The organism is Mesorhizobium sp. M0590, from assembly GCF_040320905.1.
Taxonomy (GTDB): Bacteria; Pseudomonadota; Alphaproteobacteria; order Rhizobiales; family Rhizobiaceae; genus Mesorhizobium.
Genome location: NZ_JAMYQN010000013.1, coordinates 38,822 through 64,533, shown reverse-complemented (window position 1 = coordinate 64,533; position 25,712 = coordinate 38,822). Strand labels below are relative to the sequence as shown.

At 61.3% G+C, this 25,712-nt stretch carries 23 protein-coding genes and 1 pseudogene; 11 read left to right on the top strand and 13 right to left on the bottom strand.

Annotation, left to right across the window (positions count from 1 at the left end):
- Positions 1-22 precede the first annotated feature (22 nt).
- Both NKI52_RS21285 and NKI52_RS21280 read left to right on the top strand, forming a co-directional pair.
- A complete protein-coding gene (locus NKI52_RS21285) occupies positions 23-1,573 on the top strand; it encodes a GumC family protein (protein ID WP_031211881.1) in 1,551 nt (516 codons plus the stop codon).
- 8 nt (positions 1,574-1,581) lie between these two features.
- Positions 1,582-2,688 (top strand): glycosyltransferase, encoded by a 1,107-nt coding sequence (locus NKI52_RS21280; protein WP_352455346.1) that lies wholly within the window; start codon positions 1,582-1,584, stop codon positions 2,686-2,688.
- Between the two features lie 94 nt (positions 2,689-2,782).
- Here NKI52_RS21280 and NKI52_RS21275 read toward each other — a convergent pair whose 3' ends face one another.
- Entirely contained in the window at positions 2,783-3,643 is an 861-nt protein-coding gene (locus tag NKI52_RS21275) for a hydrolase (protein WP_023677154.1), read from the bottom strand.
- Between the two features lie 238 nt (positions 3,644-3,881).
- On the opposite strand from NKI52_RS21275, the gene minC reads away from it, so the two are divergent.
- From minC to minE, 3 genes are read left to right on the top strand one after another with little or no spacing between them, the layout of a single operon-like run.
- The gene (gene minC / locus NKI52_RS21270; RefSeq protein ID WP_352587357.1) at positions 3,882-4,601 is read left to right on the top strand and encodes a septum site-determining protein MinC; all 720 of its coding nucleotides are present in this window, start codon (positions 3,882-3,884) and stop codon (positions 4,599-4,601) included.
- Positions 4,602-4,620: 19 nt separating this feature from the next.
- Positions 4,621-5,436: a septum site-determining protein MinD gene (minD, locus tag NKI52_RS21265; protein WP_023677152.1), complete on the top strand. Its 816-nt coding sequence runs from the start codon at positions 4,621-4,623 to the stop codon at positions 5,434-5,436.
- On the top strand, positions 5,433-5,705 hold the full coding sequence (minE, locus tag NKI52_RS21260) for a cell division topological specificity factor MinE (protein WP_023677151.1): 273 nt from the start codon (positions 5,433-5,435) through the stop codon (positions 5,703-5,705). Before minD ends, minE begins: the two co-directional genes overlap by 4 nt.
- A 181-nt stretch (positions 5,706-5,886) precedes the next feature.
- Here the strand turns inward: minE and NKI52_RS21255 are convergent, their stop codons facing one another.
- From NKI52_RS21255 to NKI52_RS21230, 6 genes are all read right to left on the bottom strand, one after another.
- On the bottom strand, positions 5,887-7,206 hold the full coding sequence (locus tag NKI52_RS21255) for an ABC transporter substrate-binding protein (RefSeq protein WP_352449655.1): 1,320 nt from the start codon (positions 7,204-7,206) through the stop codon (positions 5,887-5,889).
- A gap of 94 nt (positions 7,207-7,300) precedes the next feature.
- Positions 7,301-8,149, bottom strand: a complete 849-nt coding sequence (locus NKI52_RS21250) for a carbohydrate ABC transporter permease (protein ID WP_031211878.1) — start codon at positions 8,147-8,149, stop codon at positions 7,301-7,303.
- Complete coding sequence (locus tag NKI52_RS21245) at positions 8,146-9,063, bottom strand: carbohydrate ABC transporter permease (RefSeq protein ID WP_051406145.1); 918 nt, start codon at positions 9,061-9,063, stop codon at positions 8,146-8,148. The genes NKI52_RS21250 and NKI52_RS21245 overlap by 4 nt, the downstream gene beginning before the upstream one ends.
- Before the next feature lie 19 nt (positions 9,064-9,082).
- Entirely contained in the window at positions 9,083-10,174 is a 1,092-nt protein-coding gene (locus NKI52_RS21240; protein WP_023677147.1) for an ABC transporter ATP-binding protein, read from the bottom strand.
- Between the two features lie 49 nt (positions 10,175-10,223).
- Complete coding sequence (gene arfA, locus NKI52_RS21235) at positions 10,224-11,735, bottom strand: arabinosylfuranosidase ArfA (protein WP_023677146.1); 1,512 nt, start codon at positions 11,733-11,735, stop codon at positions 10,224-10,226.
- A 184-nt stretch (positions 11,736-11,919) separates the two neighbouring features.
- Positions 11,920-12,846, bottom strand: coding sequence for an ArsR/SmtB family transcription factor (locus NKI52_RS21230; RefSeq protein ID WP_352576412.1), 927 nt, complete (start codon positions 12,844-12,846; stop codon positions 11,920-11,922).
- Positions 12,847-13,095: 249 nt separating this feature from the next.
- Here NKI52_RS21230 and NKI52_RS21225 point away from each other — a divergent pair, with 249 nt between their 5' ends.
- From NKI52_RS21225 to NKI52_RS21210, 4 genes are read left to right on the top strand one after another with little or no spacing between them, the layout of a single operon-like run.
- Positions 13,096-13,974, top strand: coding sequence for an ABC transporter permease (locus tag NKI52_RS21225; RefSeq protein WP_023675645.1), 879 nt, complete (start codon positions 13,096-13,098; stop codon positions 13,972-13,974).
- On the top strand, positions 13,971-14,792 hold the full coding sequence (locus tag NKI52_RS21220) for an ABC transporter permease (protein ID WP_023675644.1): 822 nt from the start codon (positions 13,971-13,973) through the stop codon (positions 14,790-14,792). Before NKI52_RS21225 ends, NKI52_RS21220 begins: the two co-directional genes overlap by 4 nt.
- A gap of 22 nt (positions 14,793-14,814) precedes the next feature.
- Positions 14,815-15,957, top strand: a complete 1,143-nt coding sequence (locus tag NKI52_RS21215; protein WP_023675643.1) for an extracellular solute-binding protein — start codon at positions 14,815-14,817, stop codon at positions 15,955-15,957.
- Entirely contained in the window at positions 15,950-17,125 is a 1,176-nt protein-coding gene (locus tag NKI52_RS21210) for an ABC transporter ATP-binding protein (protein ID WP_023675642.1), read from the top strand. Before NKI52_RS21215 ends, NKI52_RS21210 begins: the two co-directional genes overlap by 8 nt.
- 19 nt (positions 17,126-17,144) lie before the next feature.
- Here the strand turns inward: NKI52_RS21210 and NKI52_RS21205 are convergent.
- The 6 genes and pseudogenes from NKI52_RS21205 to NKI52_RS21180 all read right to left on the bottom strand — a co-directional run.
- A pseudogene (locus NKI52_RS21205) lies at positions 17,145-17,438 on the bottom strand (branched-chain amino acid ABC transporter permease); the annotation flags it as partial.
- A gap of 110 nt (positions 17,439-17,548) precedes the next feature.
- On the bottom strand, positions 17,549-18,541 hold the full coding sequence (locus tag NKI52_RS21200; RefSeq protein ID WP_352576410.1) for an ABC transporter ATP-binding protein: 993 nt from the start codon (positions 18,539-18,541) through the stop codon (positions 17,549-17,551).
- Complete coding sequence (locus NKI52_RS21195) at positions 18,538-19,563, bottom strand: ABC transporter ATP-binding protein (protein WP_352576408.1); 1,026 nt, start codon at positions 19,561-19,563, stop codon at positions 18,538-18,540. Before NKI52_RS21195 ends, NKI52_RS21200 begins: the two co-directional genes overlap by 4 nt.
- Entirely contained in the window at positions 19,553-20,527 is a 975-nt protein-coding gene (locus NKI52_RS21190; protein WP_352699403.1) for an ABC transporter permease, read from the bottom strand. The genes NKI52_RS21195 and NKI52_RS21190 overlap by 11 nt, the downstream gene beginning before the upstream one ends.
- Entirely contained in the window at positions 20,527-21,555 is a 1,029-nt protein-coding gene (locus tag NKI52_RS21185) for an ABC transporter permease (RefSeq protein ID WP_352576404.1), read from the bottom strand. The genes NKI52_RS21190 and NKI52_RS21185 overlap by 1 nt, the downstream gene beginning before the upstream one ends.
- Before the next feature lie 107 nt (positions 21,556-21,662).
- Positions 21,663-23,336, bottom strand: a complete 1,674-nt coding sequence (locus NKI52_RS21180; protein ID WP_023675636.1) for an ABC transporter substrate-binding protein — start codon at positions 23,334-23,336, stop codon at positions 21,663-21,665.
- Between the two features lie 299 nt (positions 23,337-23,635).
- Here NKI52_RS21180 and NKI52_RS21175 point away from each other — a divergent pair, with 299 nt between their 5' ends.
- Together NKI52_RS21175 and NKI52_RS21170 are read left to right on the top strand one after the other, a co-directional pair.
- The gene (locus NKI52_RS21175) at positions 23,636-24,361 is read left to right on the top strand and encodes a LuxR family transcriptional regulator (protein WP_245274646.1); all 726 of its coding nucleotides are present in this window, start codon (positions 23,636-23,638) and stop codon (positions 24,359-24,361) included.
- Between the two features lie 173 nt (positions 24,362-24,534).
- Positions 24,535-25,434 (top strand): proline iminopeptidase-family hydrolase, encoded by a 900-nt coding sequence (locus tag NKI52_RS21170; RefSeq protein WP_023675634.1) that lies wholly within the window; start codon positions 24,535-24,537, stop codon positions 25,432-25,434.
- Positions 25,435-25,712: the final 278 nt, after the last annotated feature.

The following is a 25,712-nucleotide window of genomic DNA, read 5'->3' as shown; positions in this document are numbered from 1 at the left end:
TGATTTAACAAGGGTTGTCACCATGTCTGCCGGTTCCGGCACACCCCCCATCTCCGCGACGGCTTCCAATAACAGTGCATTCGAGCGTATCGCCAATGCACGGCGCAGGGCATTGCTGCAACAGCATGGCCCAGTCGCGGCGCTAAGCTCCGCGCCGGTGACGCCGCAACCTCCAGAGCCTGTCGCAACGGTGACCCTGGACAAGATCGGCGATTTCCTCGAGCTCGATTTTCGACGCCTGTTCGTCTGGCTGCGGGCCGGCCTCGCCCTGGCCTTCATGCTGGCGGTAATCGGCGGCATTGTCGGCGGCGCCTATGCATTGCTGAGCAAGCAGCGTTACACCGTCACGACCGAGGTCCTCATCAACCCATCCAATTTGCAGGTTGTGGAAAACGACCTCTACTCGCAACCGGGCCAGATCGATAGCCAACTGCTCAGCACGCGCAGCAAGCAGCGCATCCTGACCTCGGGCAACGTGCTTTCCCGTGTGGTGGACGAACTGAATCTGACTCACGATCCGGAGTTTTTCGATCCGGACCGGAGCACATCCTCGTCCGGCGCTGTGGCGAAGCCCGACCCGAGGCTCATCGCCTTGAAGAACCTGGCGGACCGGGTAGACGCCATCGCGGATCCGACCTCGTTTGTCACAACCCTCTCGGTATCTGCGGAAACCACCGCCAAGGCGATCCTGATCTCGCAGGCCATAGTCAAAAACTTCCAGGAAGAACTGGCTAAGGCGGAAGCTGCCGGCGCCAGCCGTGCCGCGGCTGCCCTTGACAGCCGGCTTGGCCAACTCAAGAGCGACGTGCAGGCAGCCGAAGAGAAGGTCGAGAGCTACAGGCGCAGCCACAACCTGTCGTCCAGCAATGGCCAGCTCGTCAGTTCGCAGACGCTGACGCAGCTCAATGGCGAAATCGTCGATGCGCAATCGCGTGTTATCGCCGCGCAGGCAAGCTACGACGCCCTGGTTGCCTCCGGTATCAACGGGGCCAATCCCGACCCCACGGTTTCGGAAGCGCTCGCGGCGCTGCGCGACAGGTCAAACAGCCTGCGGCAGCAGATCGATTCACAGTCGATGACCTTCGGTCCGCGCCACCCGACGATTGTCAGGCTCAGGACGGAACTCGAGACCGTCAACTCGCAACTCCGGGCCGAGTTCTCCCGCACCATCGGCACGGCAAAGGCCAGCCTGGACAAGGCCGGGGCCTCGTTGGCTTCTCTCAACGCCAGGATGAACGATCTGAAGAGCAATGTATTCACCGACAGCGAATCCGAAGTCGCCCTGCGTGAACTTGAACGCGATGCCGCCTCGAAGAGAGCGGTCTATGAGAGCTTCCTGTCACGTGCGCGCCAAATCAGCGAGCGCGAGCAGATCGACACCACAAACGTACAGGTGATTTCGACCGCGGTGCCCCCGCCAGCGCGCTCATGGCCCCCGCGCACTGCCCTGGTGGCAGGCGCAGGAGCGTTCGCAGGCTTTGCCCTGGGCATGCTGCTGGCCATCGGCATGGGCATCATCCGCGACATGCGCCGGCCGCCGAACCGATCAGGCCTTGCCGCCAGCCGAGCCTGAAGCAAGGCATGGTGAAGCGCATCGTTTTCCACATCGCCAGCCTGAGGGGCGGCGGCGCCGAACGTGTTTTCGTCCTGATGGCAAATGAACTGGCGTCGCGTGGCCACGAGGTCACGCTTTTTACCTGGAACGCGGAAGGCCCTAACGCCGCGCTGCGTTCAGCTGCCGTGCATCTGGTCGACTTCGGCCTTCTCTTGCGCGGCGAGGGTTACGCCAAGTCGGCGACGCTGAAAGGCATCGTGCGAAGCGCAAATTTGTTCCGCCGCCTTGATCCTGATGCGGTCTATAGCGCCCCGGAATTCGCCAATCTGGTGATGGCGCTGTCACTCATGTTGGCCAGAAGCCGGGCAAAATTCTTTCCAAGCTTCCATGCCGCCGCCTCGCTGCCTGCCAGCGGCCTCGGCGCGAGGCTGGCGATCTGGCTTTCCGCGCTGGTTGCAGCGCGCGCAACCAAAGCCATCGCCGTTTCAGCGGGTGTCGGCCGTGACATCATCGCCCGCGGCTTCCCCGAATCCAAGGTCGTCGTCATCAATAACCCGCTGCCGCCGGCTGAAGCACCGCCGGGGACTTCCTATGCCTGGCAGGCAGCGTTGGCGGCGATGGGCGATGCGCCGGTCATTGCCACCGCCGGGCGCCTGGTGCCGGTCAAGGACCACCGGACTTTGCTGCGGGCCTTCGCTGCCCTGCGCGCCGGCCGCCCCGCCCGGCTTGTTATCTTCGGCGAAGGTCCGCTGGCTGCCGAATTGCACGCCTATGCCGAAGAGACAGGCATAGGCGGGGACGTGCTCTTTGCCGGCTATGTCAACGATCCCGCGGCTTGCTATGCCGCGGCCGATCTGTTCGTTCTGTCATCGACCAGCGAAGGCTTTGGCAACGTCTTGGTCGAGGCCATGGCCGCCGGTGTCCCCGTAATCTCCACCGATGCTCCGCATGGCCCGCGCGAAATACTCGCTGACGGCCGTTTCGGCACCTTGGTGCCGGTCGGTGACGCCGCGGCCCTGGCGAAGGCGATGGCCGAGATGCTGGACCACCCCACCCCTGCTGCCGTGCTGAAAAACAGGGCGGCGGATTTCACAGTCGACAAGATTGGCGATCAATACGAAGCGTTGCTCTAGTCGTTACGCACTGCCAGCAGATCGCGGTTGGATGCGGTCGACGTGGTCGGGCTTTGATTGCGATAATCTCTTCACGGGCTGGGGCGCAACGAATTTATCGTGAGGCATTCCCTCGTTCCTTGAGTTGTTGGGCGAGGAAATCCTTGACCGAATCGAGAACCGCATCCCGTTCATGAGATACGCCTGGCAGCAAATCGAAGCGCACGCGCGCCCCCGCCTCCTCGAACGATCGACACAATGCCATGAGGCGTTCCGGCCGTGTTCGCCCCGCATCGTTGGCGCCCGGCATCCAATGGGTGCTGCCTTGGACATGAGTGATCTCCCAAGTCTCCAGGTCAGCGTCGCCGACGATCATCTGGAAAGGCACTTTTGCCAGCGCTGCGGCATCGAAGGTGATGCCGAACTTCTCCGGCAGATCGCGAATGCCCACCCACCAGTCACGCGTCGGATCGAGCAAGGTCACCGAGCCTGGCGCGCCGATTGAGGCCGCCCAGAGCCTGTCGGGATGCAGGATAGCAAAACGATGCGTGAAATGCCCGCCGCCGGAAAATCCGAACATGGCAAAGCGGCTCCAATCCTGACTGTATTTGGCGCTGACCTCCTCAACCATGGCGAGCAGCACCTGATCGTAGCGTATGTTGCCCTCGAGCAAATATTTGTATCCGCTGCGGGCATCATCCCCGAGAACGCCGATTGGAAACAGCGGACACAAAACGGCGCAGCCGTTCCAGCGTCCGAACTCGGAAAACGCATCGCGGAATCCAAGAAAAGAGGTGCGGCCGGTGCCATGGACAGCGACCATCAGATCGACTTTGGCCCCTTCCCCAACCGCGGGAGGCACATACAGGCAATAGTGAAAGCGCGGGTCTGATTTGGAAGCAAAGATGGCGGTCGCGCCAAGGTCATAGGTAGCGCGACCGCGATCCGCGACAGGCCCCTTGGCAACGCTTGTCAAATCGATAACTCCTTAATAGGCCCGGCATTCCGGCAACAATATACCGGTCGGCCGACCTCGTGAACTGGAGGCGCCTCCAGGCAGCCGCGAGGAGGACCTCGTCGTGCATCGGAAGCAGGGCGCCGGCGGGGCGATCAGGGGCAAAAAGAATGCCTCCGCCAACGCCTCGGGAAGCCGCCATTAACTTTTCGTTAACCATGCCGGGCTAGCCTTAACCAATCAGTAAGGACTCGCCTCTGTGACCTGCGTCTCTCCCATCCAAAACAAGTCCATACGCTTTCGAGCGCGCTCGTTTGTAGCCTTCACCCTCACCCCTGAGGCCCCGCTAGGGGAATGGCTGCAAAGCCTCGATCACTGGACCGAAAACTCTCCCGGCTTCTTTGCCGGCCGCCCGGTCGTGCTCGATCTGAATATACTCAAGCCCGAGGTGGGCGAGATGCGGGATCTGGTCTTACAACTCGCGGAGCGCGGGATTCGCATCTACGCGATCGAGGCCGATGGCAATGTAGCTCTCGATGCCGATCTGCCGCCGCTCCTCGTTGGCGCCAAGGAGGCCACCGCCGACGCGCTTTACGTGCAGCCGCACCCGAAGGCCGCAGCTGAGGCCAAGACGGAAGAGCCGCAGGCGCCGAACTCATTGATGATCAAGGCACCGATCCGCTCCGGCCAGTCGATCTTTCATCCCGATGGCGATGTGGTCATTGTCGGCTCCGTCAGTTCCGGTTCCGAGATCATCGCCGGAGGATCGATCCACGTCTACGGCACGCTGCGTGGACGTGCGTTCGCCGGCGCCACGGGAAATTCCGCGGCTCGCATCTTTTGCCGGAAAAACGAAGCCGAACTTCTGGCGGTGGACGGCTGGTACCGCACTGCCGAGGAGATGGACGCCTCCTCGCGAGGAAGGCCGGTACAGGCCTTTCTCGAGGACGGCGCACTTTGCGTCGCACCGCTCAACTAACAACATTGGAGGCACAAATATGGGCAAGGTAGTGGTTGTCACATCCGGCAAAGGGGGTGTCGGCAAGACGACCTCGACGGCCGCTCTCGGCGCCGCGGTCGCGAAAACCGGCAAGCGGGTGGCTCTCGTCGATTTCGACGTCGGCCTGCGCAACCTCGATCTGATCATGGGTGCCGAGCGGCGCGTTGTTTTCGATATCGTCAACGTCATTCAGGGAACCGCCAAGCTTTCGCAGGCGCTGATCCGTGACAAGCGACTCGAAACGCTGTTCCTGCTGCCGGCCTCGCAAACGCGCGACAAGGATGCTCTCACCGAGGAAGGCGTCGCCGATGTCATCGACAAGCTGCGATCGGTTTTCGACTACGTCTTCTGCGACAGCCCAGCCGGCATAGAGCGGGGCGCGCAACTTGCCATGCGCTTTGCCGACGAGGCGGTAATCGTCACCAACCCGGAAGTGAGCTCGGTCCGCGATTCCGATCGCATCATCGGCCTGCTCGACTCCAGAACGATGAAAGCCGAGCAAGGTGAATCGATTGTCAAACACGTCCTCGTCACGCGCTACGATGCTGCGCGCGCTGCCCGCGGCGAGATGCTGAGCATCGATGACGTGCTCGAGATCCTGTCGACGCCCTTGCTGGGAATAATTCCCGAGAGCCAGGACGTGCTGCGCGCATCCAATGTGGGCGCGCCGGTTACGCTCAGCGAAAACACCAACCCCGCCGCACGCGCCTATATCGACGCGGCAAGAAGACTCGAGGGCGAGGACCTGCCGGTCATTCTGCCTTTCGAGCGGAGGGGCCTCCTCGACCGGCTGTTGGGAAGGAGGGCAGCATGAACCTGCTCGATATCTTCAAGCGCCGCGGCAGCGCGCCGGTGGCGCGCGAACGCTTGCAACTGCTGTTGGCTTACGAGCGTCGAAGCCGCAACCAGCCCGATCTCGTCTCGGTGTTGCGCGAGGAGATCATGGCGGTGATCGCCCGGCATGTTCAGGTCGACCAGGATTTCCTGCAGGTGAGCATGGATCACGGCGAAACGACGTCGAGATTGGAGATCGACATCCAGATCCCCAACAAGGTCGCAATGCCCATGGCCGCGGCGTTCTAACGGAATCCTCCGGCCAGGGCTTGCGTCGGCTGCTGCCGAGGTTGCGGCGCCGTGGTTGGCGTGTTTGACCCGGTCGCCACCGGCAAGTTCTCGCAATTCGAGGACAATAACCACTCCCTCACCAAAACCCCGCGGCCGTTTCCAGCCGCGGGGGCCTTGGGAGGGCCTTTCGAAACCGTGGTCAGATGTTGGCGAGCAATTCGTTGACGCGGCTTTCCATGTCGGCAAGGGCGGTGTCGACGTCCTTCTGGCCACTGATTGCTGCACTCATCTCTTCGCCGATAATGTCCTGGATCGCAAACTGACGCTGTACGGCGGACGGCAGCGGCTTGCCGAGATCAGCGACCGCAGAGATCGTGTTGCGATGCGGCAGGGCCTTGAACGCGTCCGAGGTGATGACGGCCTTATAGGCCGGCAGGTGACCGGTGCGTGACCATTCGAAGTCGTTGTCGGCGAAGAACTTCAGGAATTTACCGATGGCCGCGATCTGTTCAGGCGTGCGGTCTTTCTGCGAAACGGCCCAGGTGTGGCCGTCGGCATATTGCGCGTGGGCGCCGCCAAACAGCTGCGGATACGGATAGACCGCATAGCCGCCCTTGTTGAGCGCCGTACCCTTGGTCTCGGACTGGGCGTTGTAATCGCCGACCACCCAGGTGCCGTTAAGGTGGACGCCACCCTCGCCGGCAAGGAAGGCGTTGATCGAGCCGCCATAATCGAGATCCTTGGTGGTGTAGCCCTTCTCGAAGATCGCCTTGTACATCTCGACGACCTTCTTGGCTTCCGGCGTATTCAACTTCACATGCTTCGGATCGGCGAAGAAATCGGAATCCTGCTGGAAAAGATAGGTGTAGAGGTTGCGTGTGTAGAGTGCAGTCTCATTGGTCAGGTTCTGGACGAAATAAGGCTTGCCCGTCTTCTGCTTGAACTGTTCGGCCTGGGCGAGCAGTTCCTCGGGCGACTTTGGAAAAATCGGCGTGCCGTCGGCATTGACCAGGCCGGCTTGTTTGAAAAGATCCATGTTGACGTGATAGAGCATCGTCCAGCTGTCGATCGGCAGGCCATAGACCTTGCCGTCTTTGGTGGCGCCATTGCGTGCCGCGTCGGTGAAGGCGTCGGGTGTCACGCCGACCGACTTCAAGAGATCGTCGAGCGGCATCAACAGGCCCTTCGACTGATAATCCGACAGTACGGATTCATGGATCGTGACGATGTCCGGAGCGTCGCCTGAAGCGAACTGCGCGGTCAGCTGATCATAGCCGGGCCATTCCACGGTGGTGACGTTGACATGGACATCGGGATTGTCGGCGTTGAACTTGTTGATTAGCGAGGTGATGATGCCGCATTCGCCAACGGCCTTGGTGGCATCGGTGTTGGTGCCGAAATCGGCATCGCAGGCGCCGAAAAAGCGCTGCACGCTCAGCTCCGTGGCCGCGAAGCTTGGACTTGCGAGCATCATTGCGCCCGCAGAGACTGCTGCAAACAGTATTTTCTTCAGTTTCATATCAGTTCCTCCTACTGAGTTTCCGCCGCTCCACCCTGGATTGGCTTTCGTGCTTCAATCGCTGCGCATTCCCCCGGCCGTCAGGCAATCTTCGTTATCTCACCGCAGCGCCGGAGACCGCCGTGACGATGTATTTCTGGAAGAACAGGTAGACGATCAGGATCGGTGCACCGGCGAACACCGCCTGCGCCATCAGGAAGCCGATGCCTTCGGACTGGGCGAAGTTGGTCTGGGTCGAGGCCATGCCGACCGTCAGCGTGAACATGTCCTTCTTCGTCGCCGAAATCAGCGGCCAGAAGTAGTCGTTCCAGGCGCCGAGAAAGGTGAAGATGCCGAGCGTCGCCTGCGCAGGCAGCGTGAGCGGCAGAAGCACCTTCCAGAAAATTCTGAGCCGGCTGGCGTTATCGAGCATGGCGGCTTCGTCCAGCTCCTTCGGGATGGCCTTGAAATACTGGGTCATCAGGAAGACACCGAACGGAGCCGAAAGGCCCGGCAGAATGAGCCCTTGATAGGTGTTGTGGAACTTCAGCATGCTGAAGATCTGGTGACGGGCGACAAGCACGGCCTGTTCCGGGACCGCCAGACCGAACAGCACGATCACGAACAGCACGTCTCGGCCGGGGAAATTCAGCCGTGCAAAACCGTAGCCGGCGAGCGACGACAGGATCAACGTGCCGAGCGTCAATCCGCCCGAGACGATGATGCTGTTGCGCACCCAGATGAACACCGACGAGGTGCCGACGGTGTTGATGTAGTTCTTCAGCGTATAGGGCGCGTGAAACACCGAATTCGGATCGGCCATCAGCTCCGTATTGTCCTTGAGTGACAGGCCGATGACCCACAGAACCGGCGCGATCATGACGATCGAAAGCAGGATGACCAGGGCCAATAACAAATGGTCGCCAAATGCCCGGCCCTTGATGGAAGCTGCTGTGGCGCTCATGCCTGGTCTCCCCTGCTGCGTGTCACCAGGTACTGGGCCATGGCCGCGACCAGGATGAGGATGAACAGGATTTCCGATGCAGCGGCGCCCAGGCCGAGATCCCAGCGACGGAATGCGGTATCGTAGATGTAGAGCACGATCGGCTTGGTCAGGTTGTTCGGACCGCCGCGCGTCATCAGCCAGGCCTGGCCGAACAGCTGGAATTGCAGCACGATCTGGATGATGATCACCAGGATGAAGGTCCGCTTGATCGACGGCAGCGTGATCGAGCGTAGCGTCTGCCAGCGATTGGCATTGTCCAGCGCTGCCGCCTCGTAAATATCCTGTGGAATCTGCTGGAGCGCCGAGAGAAAGAGCATCATCGGCAGGCCGATACACCACCAGATGGTGGCAATGGCGATGCCGACCATCGCCAGGCTGGGATCGGAAATGAAGGCCGGAGCCGTTGCGCCGAACCATCCGTAGATCGTCGACAACAGGCCGACATTCGGAATGAAGACGATGCGCCAGATCAGCGTGACGATGGTGACCGATAGCACCGACGAGGAAAAGAACAGCGTCCGCAAAACCGCGGCAGTGCGCGTGCGGCGGTTGAGGCAAAGCGCCAGGAAAAGGCCGATCAGCGCCAGCGTCGGCACCGTCAGAAGCACGAAATAGAAGGTGTTCCAGATCGATTGCAGGAAGACCTTGTCGTGATACAGCCTGGCGTAATTGCCGAGACCGACAAAATTTCCGGACGAAAACGTGTCGGCCTTGTGGAAACTCAGCCACATCCCCCAGAGCAGCGGGAAGAGCAGCAGCGTGGTGAAGAAGAACAAGAATGGCGCAACGAAAATGACGTTTCGCCATTGCGGCGCATAGATGTCGGCGGTAGGGGCTCTGACGCCGACAGCAAGCGTCGCGGTCGGGGACATCGCCAGCCGGTCAGCCATCTCAGGCCTCCCTCGCATGCCAGGCGCGGCCGGTCTCGTTGAACAGATGCGATTTCTGGCCATCAAAGGCGAGCCCGATTCTGTCGCCGACGGCGACGCGGCTGTTGCCGGCATCCGAGCCGACGATCTGCTGGCCATCGCCCAGCCGCGCGTAGATCAGGGTGCGTTCGCCGAGCCGCTCGAGCACATCGACCACGCCGCCGGCATTGCCCTGTCCGGCGGCAACGATGCGCACGTCTTCAGAACGGATGCCGAAAGTGTACTTGCCATCGGTCAGTTGGCTGGAGGCGATCTCGGTCTGCACCGAGACGCCGTCCGCAAACCTGGCCGTGGCGTTCTTGCCGTATCTGTCAAGCGTCGCATCGACGAAGTTCATCGCCGGCGCGCCGACGAAACCCGCGACGAATTTGGTCGCCGGGCGCTCGTAGATCTCCATCGGGGTACCTATCTGGTCGATCTTGCGATTGTTCATGACGACGATGCGGTCGGCCAGCGTCATTGCCTCGACCTGATCATGGGTGACGAAGATCATCGTCGATTGCAGCCGCTGGTGAAGCTGGGCAAGCTCGATGCGGGTGCGGGTGCGCAACGCGGCATCGAGATTGGAGAGCGGCTCGTCGAACAGAAAGGCCTTCGGCTCCTTGACGATCGCACGGCCGATGGCGACGCGCTGGCGCTGACCGCCGGAGAGCTGGCCCGGCTTGCGATCGAGCAGATGCGGCATTTCCAGCATGCGGGCGGCTTCATTGATGCGCGCCTCGATGACCTTGCCTGGTACGCCGATATTCGCAAGGCCGAAGGCCATGTTGTCGCGCACCGTCATATGCGGATAAAGCGCATAGGACTGGAACACCATGGCAATGCCGCGCTTGCCCGGTGGCAGATGATCGATGCGCTCGTTGTTGATGGCAATCTCGCCGCTGTCGACAGCTTCGAGCCCGGCAATCATTCGAAGAAGCGTCGATTTTCCGCAGCCGGACGGGCCCAGGAACACGATGAATTCGCGTGCCCTTATGGAGAGCGACAGATGATCCAGCACCGTCATGGCACCGAACTGCTTGCTCACGTTCCTGATCTCGATATCGGCCGTCACGTCGACGCTCCTCCTCAGCGTTTGCGCTTTCTCGATGATCCGCCTGAACTCAGAGCCTCAGGCGTATGACCTGGTAGGAATAGGCCGGCAGTGACAGGCTCAGCTTGCCGCCGGCGAGCGAGGCGCCCTCACCCTTCCTGGGGCCGACATTGCCAGGGTTTTCGGCCGAATTGACGGCTTTCAGATCGGCGTGTGCCATCACCTGGTGATCGACGATCTCCGCCGCGCCGAAGCCGGTGAGGTCGACCACTGTTTCGATTGCCTCGCTCGAATGGCGGTTGACGGCGAAGAAGGTGACGTGGCCGGTTTGCCTGTCGTGCACGCCGGCAACATCGACATAGGCGACGTCGCCCGCAACGCTGGATTTGTAGGTCGGGCTTTCCACCTTGAGATCCAGCGCATTGCCGCGACCATAGTTAGAAGCAAACAGATAGGGATAAAAAATCGTCTGCCGCCATGCCGGGCCATTCGGAACGGTCATGATCGGCGCGATGACATTGACCAGTTGTGCCAGGCAGGCGATCTTGACGACATCGGAACGGCGGATGAAGGTGTTGAGGATCAGGCCGACCTGCAGCACATCCTCGAAATTATAGATGTCTTCGAGCAACGGCGGGGCGAACGGCCAGCCGTTGCTGCCGCCGAGTATCTTCCTGTCCTGCTCCTTGGAATGGTACCAGACGTTCCATTCGTCGAACGAGATGTAGACCTGCTTGTTGGAGCGCTTCTTGGCCTTGATATACTCGATGACGCCGGCGACCGAGACAATGTAGTCGTCGAGCTTTTCGCTCATGGCGAGATAGTTCGGAGCGTCGTTGGCGTCGTTGTCGAAATACATGTGCAGTGAGATGTAGTCGACCTCGTTGTAGGTATGGTCGAGAACCGTCGCTTCCCATTCAGGGTAGGTCGGCATCTTGGCATTCGAAGAGCCGCAGACCACCAGCTCGAGTGACTTGGAGAAGGCGCGCATGGCCTTGGCCGTCTCATGCGCCAGCCGGCCATACTCGTCCGCGGTCTTGTGACCGATCTGCCAGGGGCCATCCATTTCATTGCCGAGGCACCAGAGCTTGACGTCGAAGGGCTCCTTGCGGCCGTTGGCGATGCGCCTGTCGCTCCATTTGCTGCCGCCGGGATGGTTGGCGTACTCCAGCAGATTGCGGGCTTCGTCGAGGCCGCGCGAGCCGAGATTGACGGCAAGCATCATCTCGGTGTTGGCGCAGGTGCACCAATCGGCAAATTCATGCAGGCCGACTTCGTTGCTTTCCGATGTGTGCCAGGCGAGGTCGAGGCGCACTGGGCGCTGTTCCTTGGGACCAATGCCGTCTTCCCAATTGTAGGCCGAGACGAAATTGCCGCCGGGATAGCGGACGATCGGAACATTGAGTTCCCTGACGAGATCGATGACGTCCTGACGCATGCCGTTGGCATCCGCTGTCGGATGGCCGGGCTCATAGATGCCGGTGTAAACTGCCCGCCCCAGATGCTCGATGAAGGATCCGTAGAGCCTCGGATCGATTTCCGAGACGACATAATGCGGATGAGCCGTAACGGCTGCCTTCATGCATTCCTCCCATCGATATCACAAACGATGATTTAAATCATCTTGCCCGATATCAAAGAGGAATTAGCAGCCCTTCGTCAAGCCAAAATACCCAAATGTAGGACAATTAGACGAACGCTTTGGCACAGCAGAAAGCCAGATAGTTGAAATTGCTGCGTTATCTTCAGAACCCGGTTTCATGATATCAACCAGTTTTGATCCTGAGCAGGATGTCCTGATCGTAATTTCCAAAGCCCTTGCCGAAAATATTGATCCCGCCAGGGCGCTTGGCGTCGTCCTTGACGCCGATACGGACGCGGATTGAATGATGGCTCTTCAGATCGAGTGCGGCGACGCCGGTTTCGGAAATCCTGAGGCCGTCGACATAGGTGCCGTCATTGGCAATTCGCCAGTTCTTCAGCTTACCGTATTGCGAGCCCTTGAGCTTCCACCAGGAGGGCGTGAAGACGCCGCGCTTGTCGCCGAAATCCCCCGGCGACGTCCAGGTGCCGACATCGACGCCATTGATCGTCAGCGTGATGTCCGAGGGCCAATCGGCGCTGGTGCCCGGCACTTCCGAAGACAGCTCTATCGCAACTTCGAGTCCGGTGATCTCGGCATTGGCGAGCTTGGCATTGTTGGGGAACTGGTATTCGACAAAACCGCGCGTGAACCATAGCAGACCGGCTTTCATGCGGTCCGGATCGAGGAAAGTGTTCGGCACATCGAGCAGACCGATGATGCCGTCCGGCGAACAAAGGCCGCAGGGCGCGGTAACCTCGAAGCCGGTATAAAGCCCGATCGGCATCGACACTTCGATCGCGTCGTTCTTGACCGCACGATATTCGCTCTTGAACACGACGAGCACTTCTTCGGCCGTCGGATAACAGATTTTCTGACTGCCTTTCTTCGCTTTCAGGTTCTCGGTGCGGATCAGCCCCGCATCCTCCAGCACCTGGATGTTGGTCGAGACGGTCGACTGCGGAAGCGACAGCACGGCGGCGATTTCGTTGACATTCATCGGCCCCTTCTCATGCAGCAGTTTCAGCATCGAGATCCGCGCCGAGGAGGCAAGCCCCTTGAGCACGGCAATGCCTTCCTCAGGTTCAATCACCAGAAAATTGCGACTCATGAAATTGCCCGGCCCATGTAAAATCTATATCCGAAATTACCCTGTATATCGGGATATCTGATTTAATCAATGTGCAGGCGGAACGCCGGGCAATTTGTTGAATCCGGCAGGGCGAGGGTCGCGCGGTGGCCCTGCACAGAATTTGTGCAGGAGCCATATGCAGAGTGGACACCTGAACGCCGATCGCCCAATCTAGTCCGGAGCCGAGCCCGGTGATGGCGGCTTGCACATAGAGTGGTTGGACGGGTCGTGACCAAAGGGTGGAAATTATACGATCAGCGACTGGCCTGGGTCCTCGTCGCGCCTGTGCTTTTACTGCTTACCCTGCTTCTGCTGCTGCCGATCGCGATGATGACGGTCTACACGTTTTTCACCTTCGTCACCGCGGGGGTGGAATCGGCGGTGCTGACCTTCGACAACTGGAAGGAATTCCTCACCGACAGCTACTATCACGGTTTTCTTTGGAAGACCGTTCGCGTCGGCGCCATCACCGCTGTGATCTGCGCGATCCTTGGCTATTTCCCCGCCTATTTCATCTGGGCCACGACCTTCAGGCACAAATGGCTGCTGTTGCTGCTGCTCATCGTGCCGTTCTGGATCAGCTTCACCATCCGGACATTCTCGTGGATCCATATTCTCGGCGAACAGGGGCTGATCAACGTCGTGCTCATCAGGCTGGGGGTTATCAACGAGCCGTTGCCGATGCTCTACACCGAGGGCGCCGTCATCATGGGGCTGCTGCATTTTCTGCTGCCCTATATGATCCTGAACGTCTATGTCAGCCTGGAAAGCATCGACCGCACGCTGATCGCCGCCGCCCGCTCGATGGGCTGTACCAGCGCGCAGGCGTTTCGCGAAGTGACCCTGCCGCTATCGATGCCGGGGCTGGGCGCCGGGCTGCTGCTCTGCTTCGTGCTGGCGGCCGGCTCCTATGTGACGCCGCAGCTGCTCGGCGGCAGCCGCGATGCGCTGTTCGGCAACTTGATCTACGACACCATCATGGGGCAGCTCAATTGGCCGATGGGCGCCACGCTTTCCATCGTCCTGTTCGTCCTGCTCGGCGCGGCCGCGGCCGCCTACAGCCGCTATATGGGCCTATCGCAGATCATGAAGGGCCTCAGTGCATGAGAGCGGATCATCCCAATCGCGAAGGCAGATGGGCGTGGCGGCTGACCGGCGCGATCACGGTGTGCGTCTACATCTTCATGTTTGCGCCGATCCTCGCCACGGTCGTGCTTTCCTTCAACGCCTCGATGTTCGGCGGCTTTCCCCTCACCGGCTTCAGCCTGCGATGGTACGAAAAGCTGCTCACCAACGAGCCGGTTCTCGACGCCTTCCGGACATCGATGTGGATTGCCCTGGTGACGGCAACGGTGACGACGCTGCTCGGCATCATGGCGGCATTGGCGCTGGTGCGCTTCGAGTTCCGTGGCAAGCAGGCGATCAACACGCTTGTCATTCTTCCCGCGCTGGTCCCCGAAACGATACTCGGCGTCGGCCTGCTGGTCATGATCAAAGCCGTCGACCAGCCGCGCAGCATGACGCTGCTGGTGCTCGGCCACATTCTGCTCACGCTCCCCTACGTGGTGCTGATCGTCCAGGCGCGCATGGTCGGCATAAAACGTTCCTATGAGGAGGCGGCGCTTTCGCTCGGGGCGCCGCGTGTGTCGACATTCCGCGAAATCACGCTGCCGCTGCTCATTCCCGCAGTGCTTGCCAGTGTTCTGCTCGCTTTCACCATTTCGTTCGACAACACCTCGGCCAGCCTGTTCTGGCGGCCGGCGGGCGTCGAGACCATGCCGACGCAAATCCTTTCGATGCTGAAGATCTCGATCAGCCCCGAGGTGAACGCGCTCGGAACCGTCATGATCCTTTTGACGGTCGGCATTCCCTTGGCTGGCGGGCTCGTCCTGCAAAGCCTCACCTGGTTCAAGGCAGGCAAGTGAAGATGAAAATGGGAGAATGGAAATGAAACTGACAACCACCAAACGACTGGAACGGCTCAACGAACGCTATGCCAATGGCGACATCAGCCGCCGATCGTTCCTGACGCTGACGGCCGCCGCTGCCGCCGCCACCGGGCTTTCCATGCCCTGGATGGGACGGGCGCTCGCCGCGGTTTCGGAAGTGCGCTTCGACGGATGGGGCGGCGTGGTGCAGGAGGCGATCGATAAGTACGCGTTCCAGCCTTACACCGCCAAGTCCAAGGTCAAGGTCGTCCAGGGCACCTTTGGCGACGAGAACGAGATCATCACCAAGATCAAGACGTCGAAACCAGGCGACTTCCAGATCGTCCATTCTTCCGGCGTCAACTACTATATCAAATACGTCAATGGCGGTTTCAATTCCGAGATCAACGAGGCGAACATTCCGAACATGGCGAATGTGCTGACCGCCATGATCGAGCCGTTCCGTAAGATCACGCCGAAGCTGTCGGCGGTGCCATATGATTACGGCACCACCGGCATCGCCTACAACAACAAGGTCATCTCGCCGGAAGAAGCCAAGGAAAAGGGCGCCAACCTGCTTACCGACACGAAATATGCCGGCAAGATCGGCGGCTACGCCGATATGACGACGCGCGTCTGGTATGCGGCACTGCAGACGAAACAGGACCCCAACAACATCCAGGACATGGATGCGGTCTGGGCCAAGGTTCGCGAGACCCGCGACCTGGCCAAGAAGTTCTGGAGTTCCGGCGCGGAACTCATGGACCTCCTGTCGCGAAACGAGATCGTCGTCACTGACGCCTGGTCAGGACGTGTCGCCGCCCTGCAGCAGCAGGGCCAGCCGATCGGCTATCTCGACCCTGCCGGCTCATACGCATGGATGGAGGACATGCTGGTGCTCAAGGGATCGCCGATGGCCGAATGCGAGGAGCTGATCAATTTCATGCTGGATCCGGCCACGTCGATCGCCGTCGCCGAGGGCCAGAACTATCCGCCATCGCTTGACCCGACCAAGGTGAAGCTGACCGACAAGATCGCGGCGCTTCCGGCCTTCGACCCGACTGGATCGATGAAATCGCTGACCTTCGCCGATCCGCTCTACTGGGCGAAGAACGAAGACGCCTGGACCAAGCAATGGGACAGGGTGTCGAAAGGTGCATGACGACAACAGCCACGACCAGCAGCCCCGGCCGGCTTCGGCCGGGGCTGATGGCGACCCGCTCGCCCAGAGCGAGCGGCAGCCGATAGGAAAGCCTGCGGTCGAGTTTCGCGACATCGATATTTTCTACGGCAAGTTCGCCGCTGTGCGCGATTTTTCACTGGCGATCCGCAAGGGTAGTTTCGTCACCTTGCTGGGGCCGTCCGGGTGCGGCAAGACGACGATCCTGCGCTCGATCGCGGGCCTGGTCGACATCTCCGGTGGCCAGATCTCGATCGGCGGAAAGCGGGTCGACGACATCCCGATCTACAAGCGCAACATTGGTCTGGTGTTCCAGAACTACGCGCTCTTTCCGCACAAGAACGTCTTCGACAACGTCGCATTCGGCCTGAAATACCGGAACGTGCCGAAACCGGAAATCGTGCGCCGGGTCAAGAAGGCGCTGGATATGGTGCGGCTGCCCGGCAGCGAGACAAAGCTGCCGTCGCAGCTCTCGGGCGGCCAGCAGCAACGCATCGCACTGGCCCGCGCCATCGTCTTCGAGCCGGAAGTGCTGCTGCTGGACGAGCCCTTGTCGGCGCTCGACGCCAATATGCGCGAGGACATGCGCGTCGAGATCAAGAAAATCCAGAGGGAGACGGGCATCACCGCTATCTTCGTGACGCACGACCAGGAAGAAGCCTTGTCGATGTCCGACCACATCGTCGTGATGAACGCCGGCCTGATCGAGCAGATCGGCTCCCCCGCGCAGGTCTATGACCAGCCGGCCACCGCATTCGTCGCCAATTTCCTGGGCAAGGCCAACATGCTGCCCGGCAGCGTGACAGCGATGGACGGCAAGATGGCGACGATCGCGCTGGCCACCGGCCATGTCGTAAAGGCGGCCGCGCCGAAGGCGCTCGCGACCGGCAGCGCGGTCACCGTTGTCGTTCGCCCGCAGAAGCTTACCGTCGGTACCGCCGGTGCTGCCAACAGGCTGGCGGGACGGATCGTCTCGACCTCCTATCTCGGCGGCAATGCGGTCTACGAGATCGACATCGGCGCCGGCACGCTGGTGCGCGCCAACACGTTGATCGACGGCCAGCCGCTGCGTGAAGGCGAAGCGGTCGATGTCTGCTTCGACCCGCTGGGCTGCGTGCTTCTCGACGCGCAAGGCTTACGCATCGCCTAGCGAGGCGGAACTGAGCCGTTCAGTCTTTCGCGTCACCCTTTGGCCCGAGAAACCGCGCATAGACCTCACCGACAATACCGCGCCGGAAAACCAGCACGCAGACCATGAAGGTCAGGGCGGTGGCGATGGTCACCGGAAAGTTCGAGGTGGCGAGCGTGTTTTCCAGGCCGACGACCAAACTGGCGCAGATGATCGGCCCGACCATGGTGCCGATGCCGCCGAGGAGCGTCATCAGGATCACCTCGCCCGACATCTGCCAGGTGACGTCGGTGAGCGTGGCAAACTGAAAAACGATCGCCTTGAGCGCCGAAGCGCAACATAGCGTCGGATCGTGCGGCGTCCAGATCGGCCTCTATTCTCGCCGAAGCGACGATTGCGGCTGAACGGTCCTGATCCGATATCGTTGAACGAGAATTCCCCTAGTCAACCGTCGGCGGGATGATGGCACGCGACCAGGCGGCCCTCGCCAATGCTTTGGAGAAGCGGGCGCTCGCTGCGGCAGATCGGGGTGGCAGCTGGGCAACGGGTGTGGAACCGGCACCCCGAGGGTGGGTTCATCGGGCTGGGCAGATCACCCTTGAGCACCAGCCGGCCGCGCCGCGCCCGGTCGATGCTGGGTATCGGCACGGCGGAACGCAGCGCCGCGGTGTAATGGTGTCTGGGCGCCGCAAAGACCTCGTCGGTCGGCCCGCTCTCCACGATCGATCCCAGATACATCACCGCCACACGGCTCGAGATCTGACGCACCACGGAAAGATCGTGGGCGATGAACACATAGGTCAGGTTGTACTCCTCGCGCAGGTCGGCGAGCAGATTGACGATCTGCGCCTGGATCGACACGTCGAGCGCCGAGACCGGCTCGTCGGCCACGATCAGCCGTGGCCGCAGCGCCAGCGCGCGGGCGATGCCGATACGCTGGCGCTGGCCGCCGGAGAATTCGTGCGGGTAGCGCGATGCGTGCTGGGGCGACAAGTCGACCCGGCGCAGGAGCTCGGCCACGCGGTCCGCCATTTCCGATGCCGAGAGGCGTTCATGCATGCGGAACGGATCGGCCAGCAGATCGCCGACCCGCCGGCGCGGATTGAGCGAAGCGCTGGGATCCTGAAAGACCATCTGCATCTGCCGCCGCAACGGACGAAGCTGGCGCTGGGAGGCGTCGCTGATGTCGCGGCCCTCGAATTCCAGCGACCCCGAGCTGATTTCGGTCAGACGCACCAGACACCGGCCAAGCGTGGATTTGCCGCAACCGGACTCGCCGACGATGCCGAGGGTCTCCCCGGGCCAGATGTCGAGCGACACCGTATCAACCGCATGCACGGTCCGGCGCTGCGCCGGGAAGATCGAGCGGCCGACGCTATAGCGCTTCGACAGGTCGCCGGCACGAAGCAGCGGACGTTCGCGTGGCCTGGCATTCATCGTTGCATCTCCACCACGCCGCCAGGCCTCTGGGCAGCGAATTGTCTGCGCGTAGGCTCCGGCAACAGGCACGCGGCGCGATGGCTCTCGCCTTGCATGATCGGCAGTTGAACCAGACAGGCGTCGTGGCGAAAGGCGCAGCGGGGGCTGAAGGCGCAGCCTTTCGGCAGGTTGGAGAGCGATGGCGGAATTCCCGGAATGGCAGCGAGCCGGGCTGGACGTGGTCCCTCCATCGGCGGGATCGAGCCGAACAAGCCCCATGTGTAGGGATGCAGCGGCGCCCGGAACACGCTGCTCTTGCCGCCCTCCTCGACAAAGCGTCCGCCATACATCACCAGTACCCGGTCCGCGACTTCGGCGACGACGCCAAGATCGTGCGTGACCAGGATCACAGCGGAACCGAACTGGTCGCGCAATCGTCCGATCAGTTCGAGGATCTGCGCCTGCACGGTAACATCGAGGGCTGTAGTCGGTTCATCCGCGACGAGCAGCGCCGGGTTGCACGAGAGCGCCATGGCAATCACCGCGCGCTGGCGCATACCGCCGGAAAGCTGGTGCGGGTAGCTGTCGATGACCCGATCCGGATTTGCGATGCCGACCGCATCCAGCAATTGCACGGCCCTCGCCCGTACCGCTTTCGCCGACACTTTTTCATGCGCGCGGACCTGCTCGCCGATCTGGTTGCCGATCGTATGCACCGGGGTGAGCGCAGACATCGGATCCTGGAAGATCATCGCGATCTGGCGGCCGCGAATGGCATCGAGCGCACGCCGCTTGAGCCCGATCAGCTCCCGTCCCATGAAACGGATGGAACCGGAGACGATAGCGTTGGGGCTGTCGATCAACCCCATAATGGCGAGCAAGGTCTGGCTTTTGCCCGAACCGGATTCGCCGACCACACCGACGATCTCGCGCTGCTCGACGGAGAACGAAACACCTCCCACCGCGCGCACCAGGCCCTCGTCGCTGCGGAAGGAGACGGTGAGGTCCTTGACCACCAGAAGAGGAGCATCAGCCGACATCGCGAGCCCTCGGGTCGATTATGACGAAGACCACGTCGACGACGAAGTTTGCCATCACCACGAAGAAGGCGGCGTAGATCACCGTGGCAAGGATCATCGGCAGATCGAGCGTCTGCAGCGCCTCGTAGGTCAGTTTTCCGACGCCCTGCAGTCCGAAGACCACTTCGGTCAGCAGCGCGCCGCCACCGACCAGGGCACCGAAGTCGAGGCCGAACATGGTAACAAATGCGACCAGCGAGGTCCTGAGGCCATGATGCAGCACCACCCGCCGCTCGCCGATCCCCTTGGCTCGGGCGGTGCGGATGAAATCCTCCTGCATCATCTCGATCAGGCTTGCCCGCAGCACCCGGCCGTAGAGGCCGACATAAAGGGTTGCCAGCGTGAACCACGGAATGACGAGCGCCTTGAACCAGCCCCAGGGATTCTCGGTCAGGGGGATGTAGCCGAGCGGAGGAACCCAGGAAAACAGCCAGCTGTCGTGCCAGCGGCTTTGCGTCAGCAGGTTGGCGACCTCGCCCAGCCAGAAGACCGGGATCGACACGCCTACCAGGCTCAGGATCATCAGCGCGCGATCAATGAATGTACCGCGCGTTGCGCCTGCGATCACACCGACGATCAATCCGCCGAGCACCCACAGCACTGCCGCGCCGCCGACCAGCGACAGCGTCACGGGAATGGCGCTTATCACGGTCGGAATGACGCGCTGCCCGCGATTGACGAAGGAGGTGAGATCGCGGCTGACGAAAAGCCGGTTCATCATCAGCCCATATTGCACCGGCAATGGCCGGTCGAGACCGAAATCGTGGCGCACCTGGATCAGCGTCTCTTGCGAAGCATTGCGGCCGGCAATGCGCGCCGATGGATCAGCGCCAGGCGTCGCAAAGAAGATCAGGAAAGCGACGACGCTGATACCGAACATAACCAGCATCATCTGGCCAAGCCGGAAGCCGAGCGCGGCAACCACTAGACGCCCCTCGGCGAGGATTTCGGATCGAGCGCGTCGCGCACGCCGTCGCCCAGAATGTTTAGGGCCAGCACCGTGATCACAATGGCTAGCCCCGGCGCCAGTGCCACGACCGGCCGCGAATAGAGCAGGCCCTGGCCGTCCTGGATGATCGTGCCCCAGCTGGCATCCGGCGGCTGCACGCCGATCGACAGGAACGACAGCGAGGATTCCGTCATCATGTTGAGCGCCAGGATCAACGGCACGAAAACGATGATGCGGGTCACCACATTGGGCATGATGTCGCGCAAAAGGATGCGCCAGGGCGATGCGCCAAGGCCGATCGCAGCGGTGACGAATTCGGCATGCATTAAGGTCAGGACATGGCCGCGGATCGGCCGCGCCACATAGGGCACATAGACGATGCCGATGATGAAGACCGGTAGCCACAGGCTGCCGGAGCGGATTTCGAACGGACCGATCTGGATACTCTGCGCAATCAGCACGATCGACAACGAAATCGCCAACAGGAAAATCGGAAAAGCCCAGAGCACGTCGAGAATGCGCGACAGGCCGATGTCGACGATGCCGCCGAAGAAGCCGGAAACGACCCCCAGGAATGTCGCGAGGACAAGGCACAGCACGGCTGCAGCACCCGAGATCAACAGCGAATCCCGTCCGCCGTAAAGCAGCCGCGCCGCGACGTCACGGCCCTGGTTGTCGGCACCGAGCATATAGGGGCCGATGCGCCAGGTCGGCCCGACCGGCGTCATGCCGAGGCCAAGGCCTTCGGTGGAGGGCTGCAGCACCGGCTGGGTCACCCCATCGACGACGATCTCGCCATTGAGATTGGTCGCAAATGGATCGGTGCCGGAGACGTATCGCGCATAAAGCGGCGCCGCGAGCGAGGCGATCACAATGACGACGAGCACGGCGAAGGCAGATATTGCCGAACGATCGCCTTTCAGCTTGCGCCAAGCGGTGCGCCACGGGCCATCGGTGGCCCGGCGAACCGGGATGGCAGGCTGGTCCGCAATGACATTGACCATGAACAGGATTGCCTGGGAAAAATCGCGGCCTGGAAGATGCGCTGATCCGCCGGAAAAGGAAATGCGACGGAGAGCCAGCGGCACTCCGTCGCATTGGCTCCGGTCGGCTATTCCACCCAGGACTGGCTGACAATCCAGTAGAATTGCGGGCTGAAGGTGAAGTTCTTCAGCCTGGAAGAGATCACATCGACGCGCTTTGGCGTGAACAGGACAGCGACCGGAGCCTTGTCCGTCACAGCCTTGTCGATGGCGGTCCAGAGTGTCGCGCCCTTGGCCGGATCGGCGATGGTGGCTGCCTCTGCCTCGTCCATCGATGCGTCGATCGACTTGTCGCAGAACCCCGAAATATTGACCGAGGCGTCGGAGCCCGGCGTAAACGAGGCACAGCTGAACAAGACCTGCAGGAAATTCGATGGCGCCGGGTAATCCTGGAACCATTGCGAGATCGAAATCTGCACCTTGTTATTGGTGTTCTGGATGTAGGTGAACTGTATGTTCTGCGAGATCGGCTTGACCGACGTCTTGTAGCCAAGCTGGTTGAGCACATCCTGCAGGTAGACGCCGATCGCCTTGGAGACCGTGGTGTCCTCGGTGATGATCGTCACCTCCTGACCTGCGGTTCCCGATTCCGCGACCAATTGCTTGGCCTTGTCCATATCCGGCGCCGACCACTTCTCACCTGGATTGGCAGTGAACGAGCAATAGGCTGCGAATGACGGGAAGCCCGGCGGCAGGATCTGACAGGCCGGCTGCGCCAGATTGCTGCCGCCGAACAGCTTGACGATCGCGGCGCGGTCGATCGCGAAGTTCACGGCTTGGCGAACGCGGATGTCGTTGAACGGCGCCAGATTGGTGTTCATCGGCGCATACCACATTGCCGTCAGCGGGTGAACCGTGACCTGCGCGGCATATTTGGTGCCGAGTTCGGCGAGACGGTCGGACGGCGGTGGGTCGAACATCCAGTCCGCCTGGCCATTCTCGACCGCCGTCACCGCCGCCTCGTCGGTAAGGCCGAATTCATAGTCGATCTCGTCCGGATATCCGGCCGGCTGCGCTTCCTTGCTCCATTCCTTGAAGTGAGGATTGCGCACAATCTTCATTAGCTTGTTGGGGTCGTAGCTGGCGATCATGTACGGTCCGGTACCCGGGATCGGATCGGTGCCGGCGTCCTTCAGCGGCGCGCTCGCCGGCAGGATCGACGCGTGTGGAACGGCCAGCTTCTGCAGGAACTCGGCATCCGGCTGGACCAGGTTGAAGGTAATGCTTCCGGCCGCATCGTCGACCGACAGGCCACCTTCGAGGGTGCATGCAGCGGGGGCCTTCAAGCACGCATCCGCGCCGACGATGCCTTTGTAGAAGGTCCCGGCCGTCGGCCCGCTGATCTTGAAGATGCGTTGGAACGAAGCCACCACGTCCTTCGTGGTGACATCCGAGCCATCCGCGAATTTGATGCCCTTGCGCAGCTTGAAGACGTAGGTCTTGCCGCCGTTCTCGACCTGCGGGAGGCTTTCCGCCAGGTCCGCGACGACTTCGAAGCCAGTCTTGTCCCCGGCCTTCTTGTAGGTCACCAGGCCATCGTAGAGGACATAATTGATCTGGAAATACTGCAGCGTGTAGTTGATGTGCGGATCGGCGGTGCCTGCCGCGGCATTGGCCAGCAGTCGGAGTGTGCCGCCTGGCTTGCCCTCGGTGGCCAAGGCACTGCTTGCCGGCGACATCATGATCACGCCGAGCAGAGCCAGGCAGGGTATCAACGCTGCAAATGCTTTTTGGGGTCGCATATTTATTCCCTCATGGAGGCGTGTCGGCTTTTGCCGCGCTGAACCCGATCGATCGACCATTGCGCGGCTGAAACAGTCTGGGTTTGCGAACGGTGTCCGCTACTTGGCCCAATCACAAAAGACTACGGCGAGCGAAGCCGGACGGGATAGCTATTAAGATAGATAGGGTCGGACAGGCTTATCCCCGCCTATTTGTTGAGCAGCCGGCCGACATGGCTATTTGACAAGCAATCATCAGCGGGTAAGCTTGCCCGATGCAAAGCCTTCCAGGCGATCTAGAGAGCCGGTTCCAAACCGGAATGAGCATCGACGCTGCCATGGCGGTGGCAACGGAGGTGCTGGAGCCCATCGGTTTCACCGCGTTCATCTACGACTATACGCCCGTGCCGGTCAGTCACAAGGGCGAGCTTATCACGCCCTCGTTGATGGCTCTGCGCAACGTGCCGCGCGACATGCAGGATCTCTGGTGCAAGGGCGGATATTATCAGCTTGACCCGGTGCAGGAGGCCGCGCTCACCGTATCGAGACCGTTTCTCTGGTCGCACAGCGGCGTTCAGAGCACCGTCATGCAGCGCGTGCTCCAGTCCAAGCACGATCCTGTGGTCAGCTATTTGCTTGACACCAGGATGACCTGCGGCGTCACCGTACCCATTCGCCTTGCCGGCGGCGATCTCGCCACCTTCACCGCGATCCGTGCCGATCCGGAGGCCGGGTTCGAGCTCGAAGCCAGACCCTTGATCGCCGAGATCGGAGATCTGGGTCATCTGCTGCATGACTCCGCCTACGCCGGTTTCGACGCCGGAATCCGCACCTGCCAACATGTCCATCTGACGTCGCGCGAACGTCAGTGCCTGCGCCTGGCCGCTGCCGGACTGACGGCCAAGCAGGTCGCGCGTGAGATTGGCCGCGCGGTGCCTACCGCAACGCTGCACCTCAACGCGGCGACGCGAAAGCTTGGCGCGCGCAACCGCTTCCATGCCATCGCGCTCGCCGCCCATTACCGGCTGCTCGAACCGGAGCATTGAGGCTCGCGACCTGCGGGGGATCGGCCTTGCCTCGGGCAAACCCATAACCGGCGAACCTATAAAAAGTGCTAGCTGTAAATGCGCTGGGCCGCTTAGTACCGTCGGCCGCAAACAAGGCTTGGGAGGGGTGCACCAAAGTGGCTCCTGCCGCGCCATGATGCGGAGCTTGGACTGTGACGGCACATGCGATCACCGAAGGATTTAGCGACTACAAGGGCTATCGCACCTGGTACCGTGTGACCGGGGACCTCGGGTCGGGCAAGCTGCCCCTGGTCGTCGCTCATGGTGGACCGGGCTGCACCCACGACTATGTGGACTCATTCAAGGAGCTTGCCGGAACCGGGCGAGCCGTCATCCACTACGATCAGATCGGCAACGGCAAATCGACCCATCTGCCGGACAAGGGCGGCGACTTCTGGACCGTCGATTTCTTCCTGGGCGAACTCGATGCGTTGCTCGCCCATCTCAGCATTGCCGGCCATTATGCCCTGCTCGGCCAGTCCTGGGGCGGCATACTCTCGGCCGAGCACGCCGTGCGCCGCCCTGAGGGGCTCAAGGCATTGATCCTGGCCAATTCGCTGGCCTCGATGGCGCTGTGGGTGGAAGGAGCCCGGCAATTGCGCACCGAGTTGCCAGCCGATGTGCAAAGTGCGCTCGACCGGCACGAAGCGGCGGGAACCACCGATCACCCCGAATATGTTGCGGCGACGAAGGCTTTCTACGACCGTCATGTCTGTCGCGTCGTTCCGATGCCGCCAGAGGTCGCCCGGACATTTGCGGCAATCGAGGAAGATCCGACCGTCTATCACACCATGAACGGTCCCAATGAGTTCCACGTCATCGGCACGATGCGGAATTGGACCATCGTCGACCGCCTGCATCGGATCGAGGCGCCGACCCTGGTTTTCCGCGGCTTCTACGACGAAGCGACCGAGGCCTGCGTCCAGCCCTTTCTGGATCTTATCCCGTACGTTGAAGGCCTGGTCTTCCCGAATTCCAGCCACATGCCGCATGTGGAGGAAAAGTACGACTGCCTCAGCGCCGTCGGGCGCTTCCTGGCCAAATACGATTGACGTTCCAGCGCCAGGTCTTCTGTTCCAACGGATCGTCGACACGACGCAGTCGTCGTGAGGCAGGTTCAGAAAACCTCGAACCGTCCCATTTCTCTGCCGACGCACATTGCTATGCCTCGGTGATGGCGACGCCACGCTATGTGGATGTCCCGCAAAGGCCTGCAGGGTCGTCCGATGAGGCCAAATCACGGGCAGAATGCCAGATCACGGACAGCATAAAGGAGCCCATTCGAGCGCCTTTTCCATTGCCCGCGGAGGCAGGGGCCTAACGTTGCGGC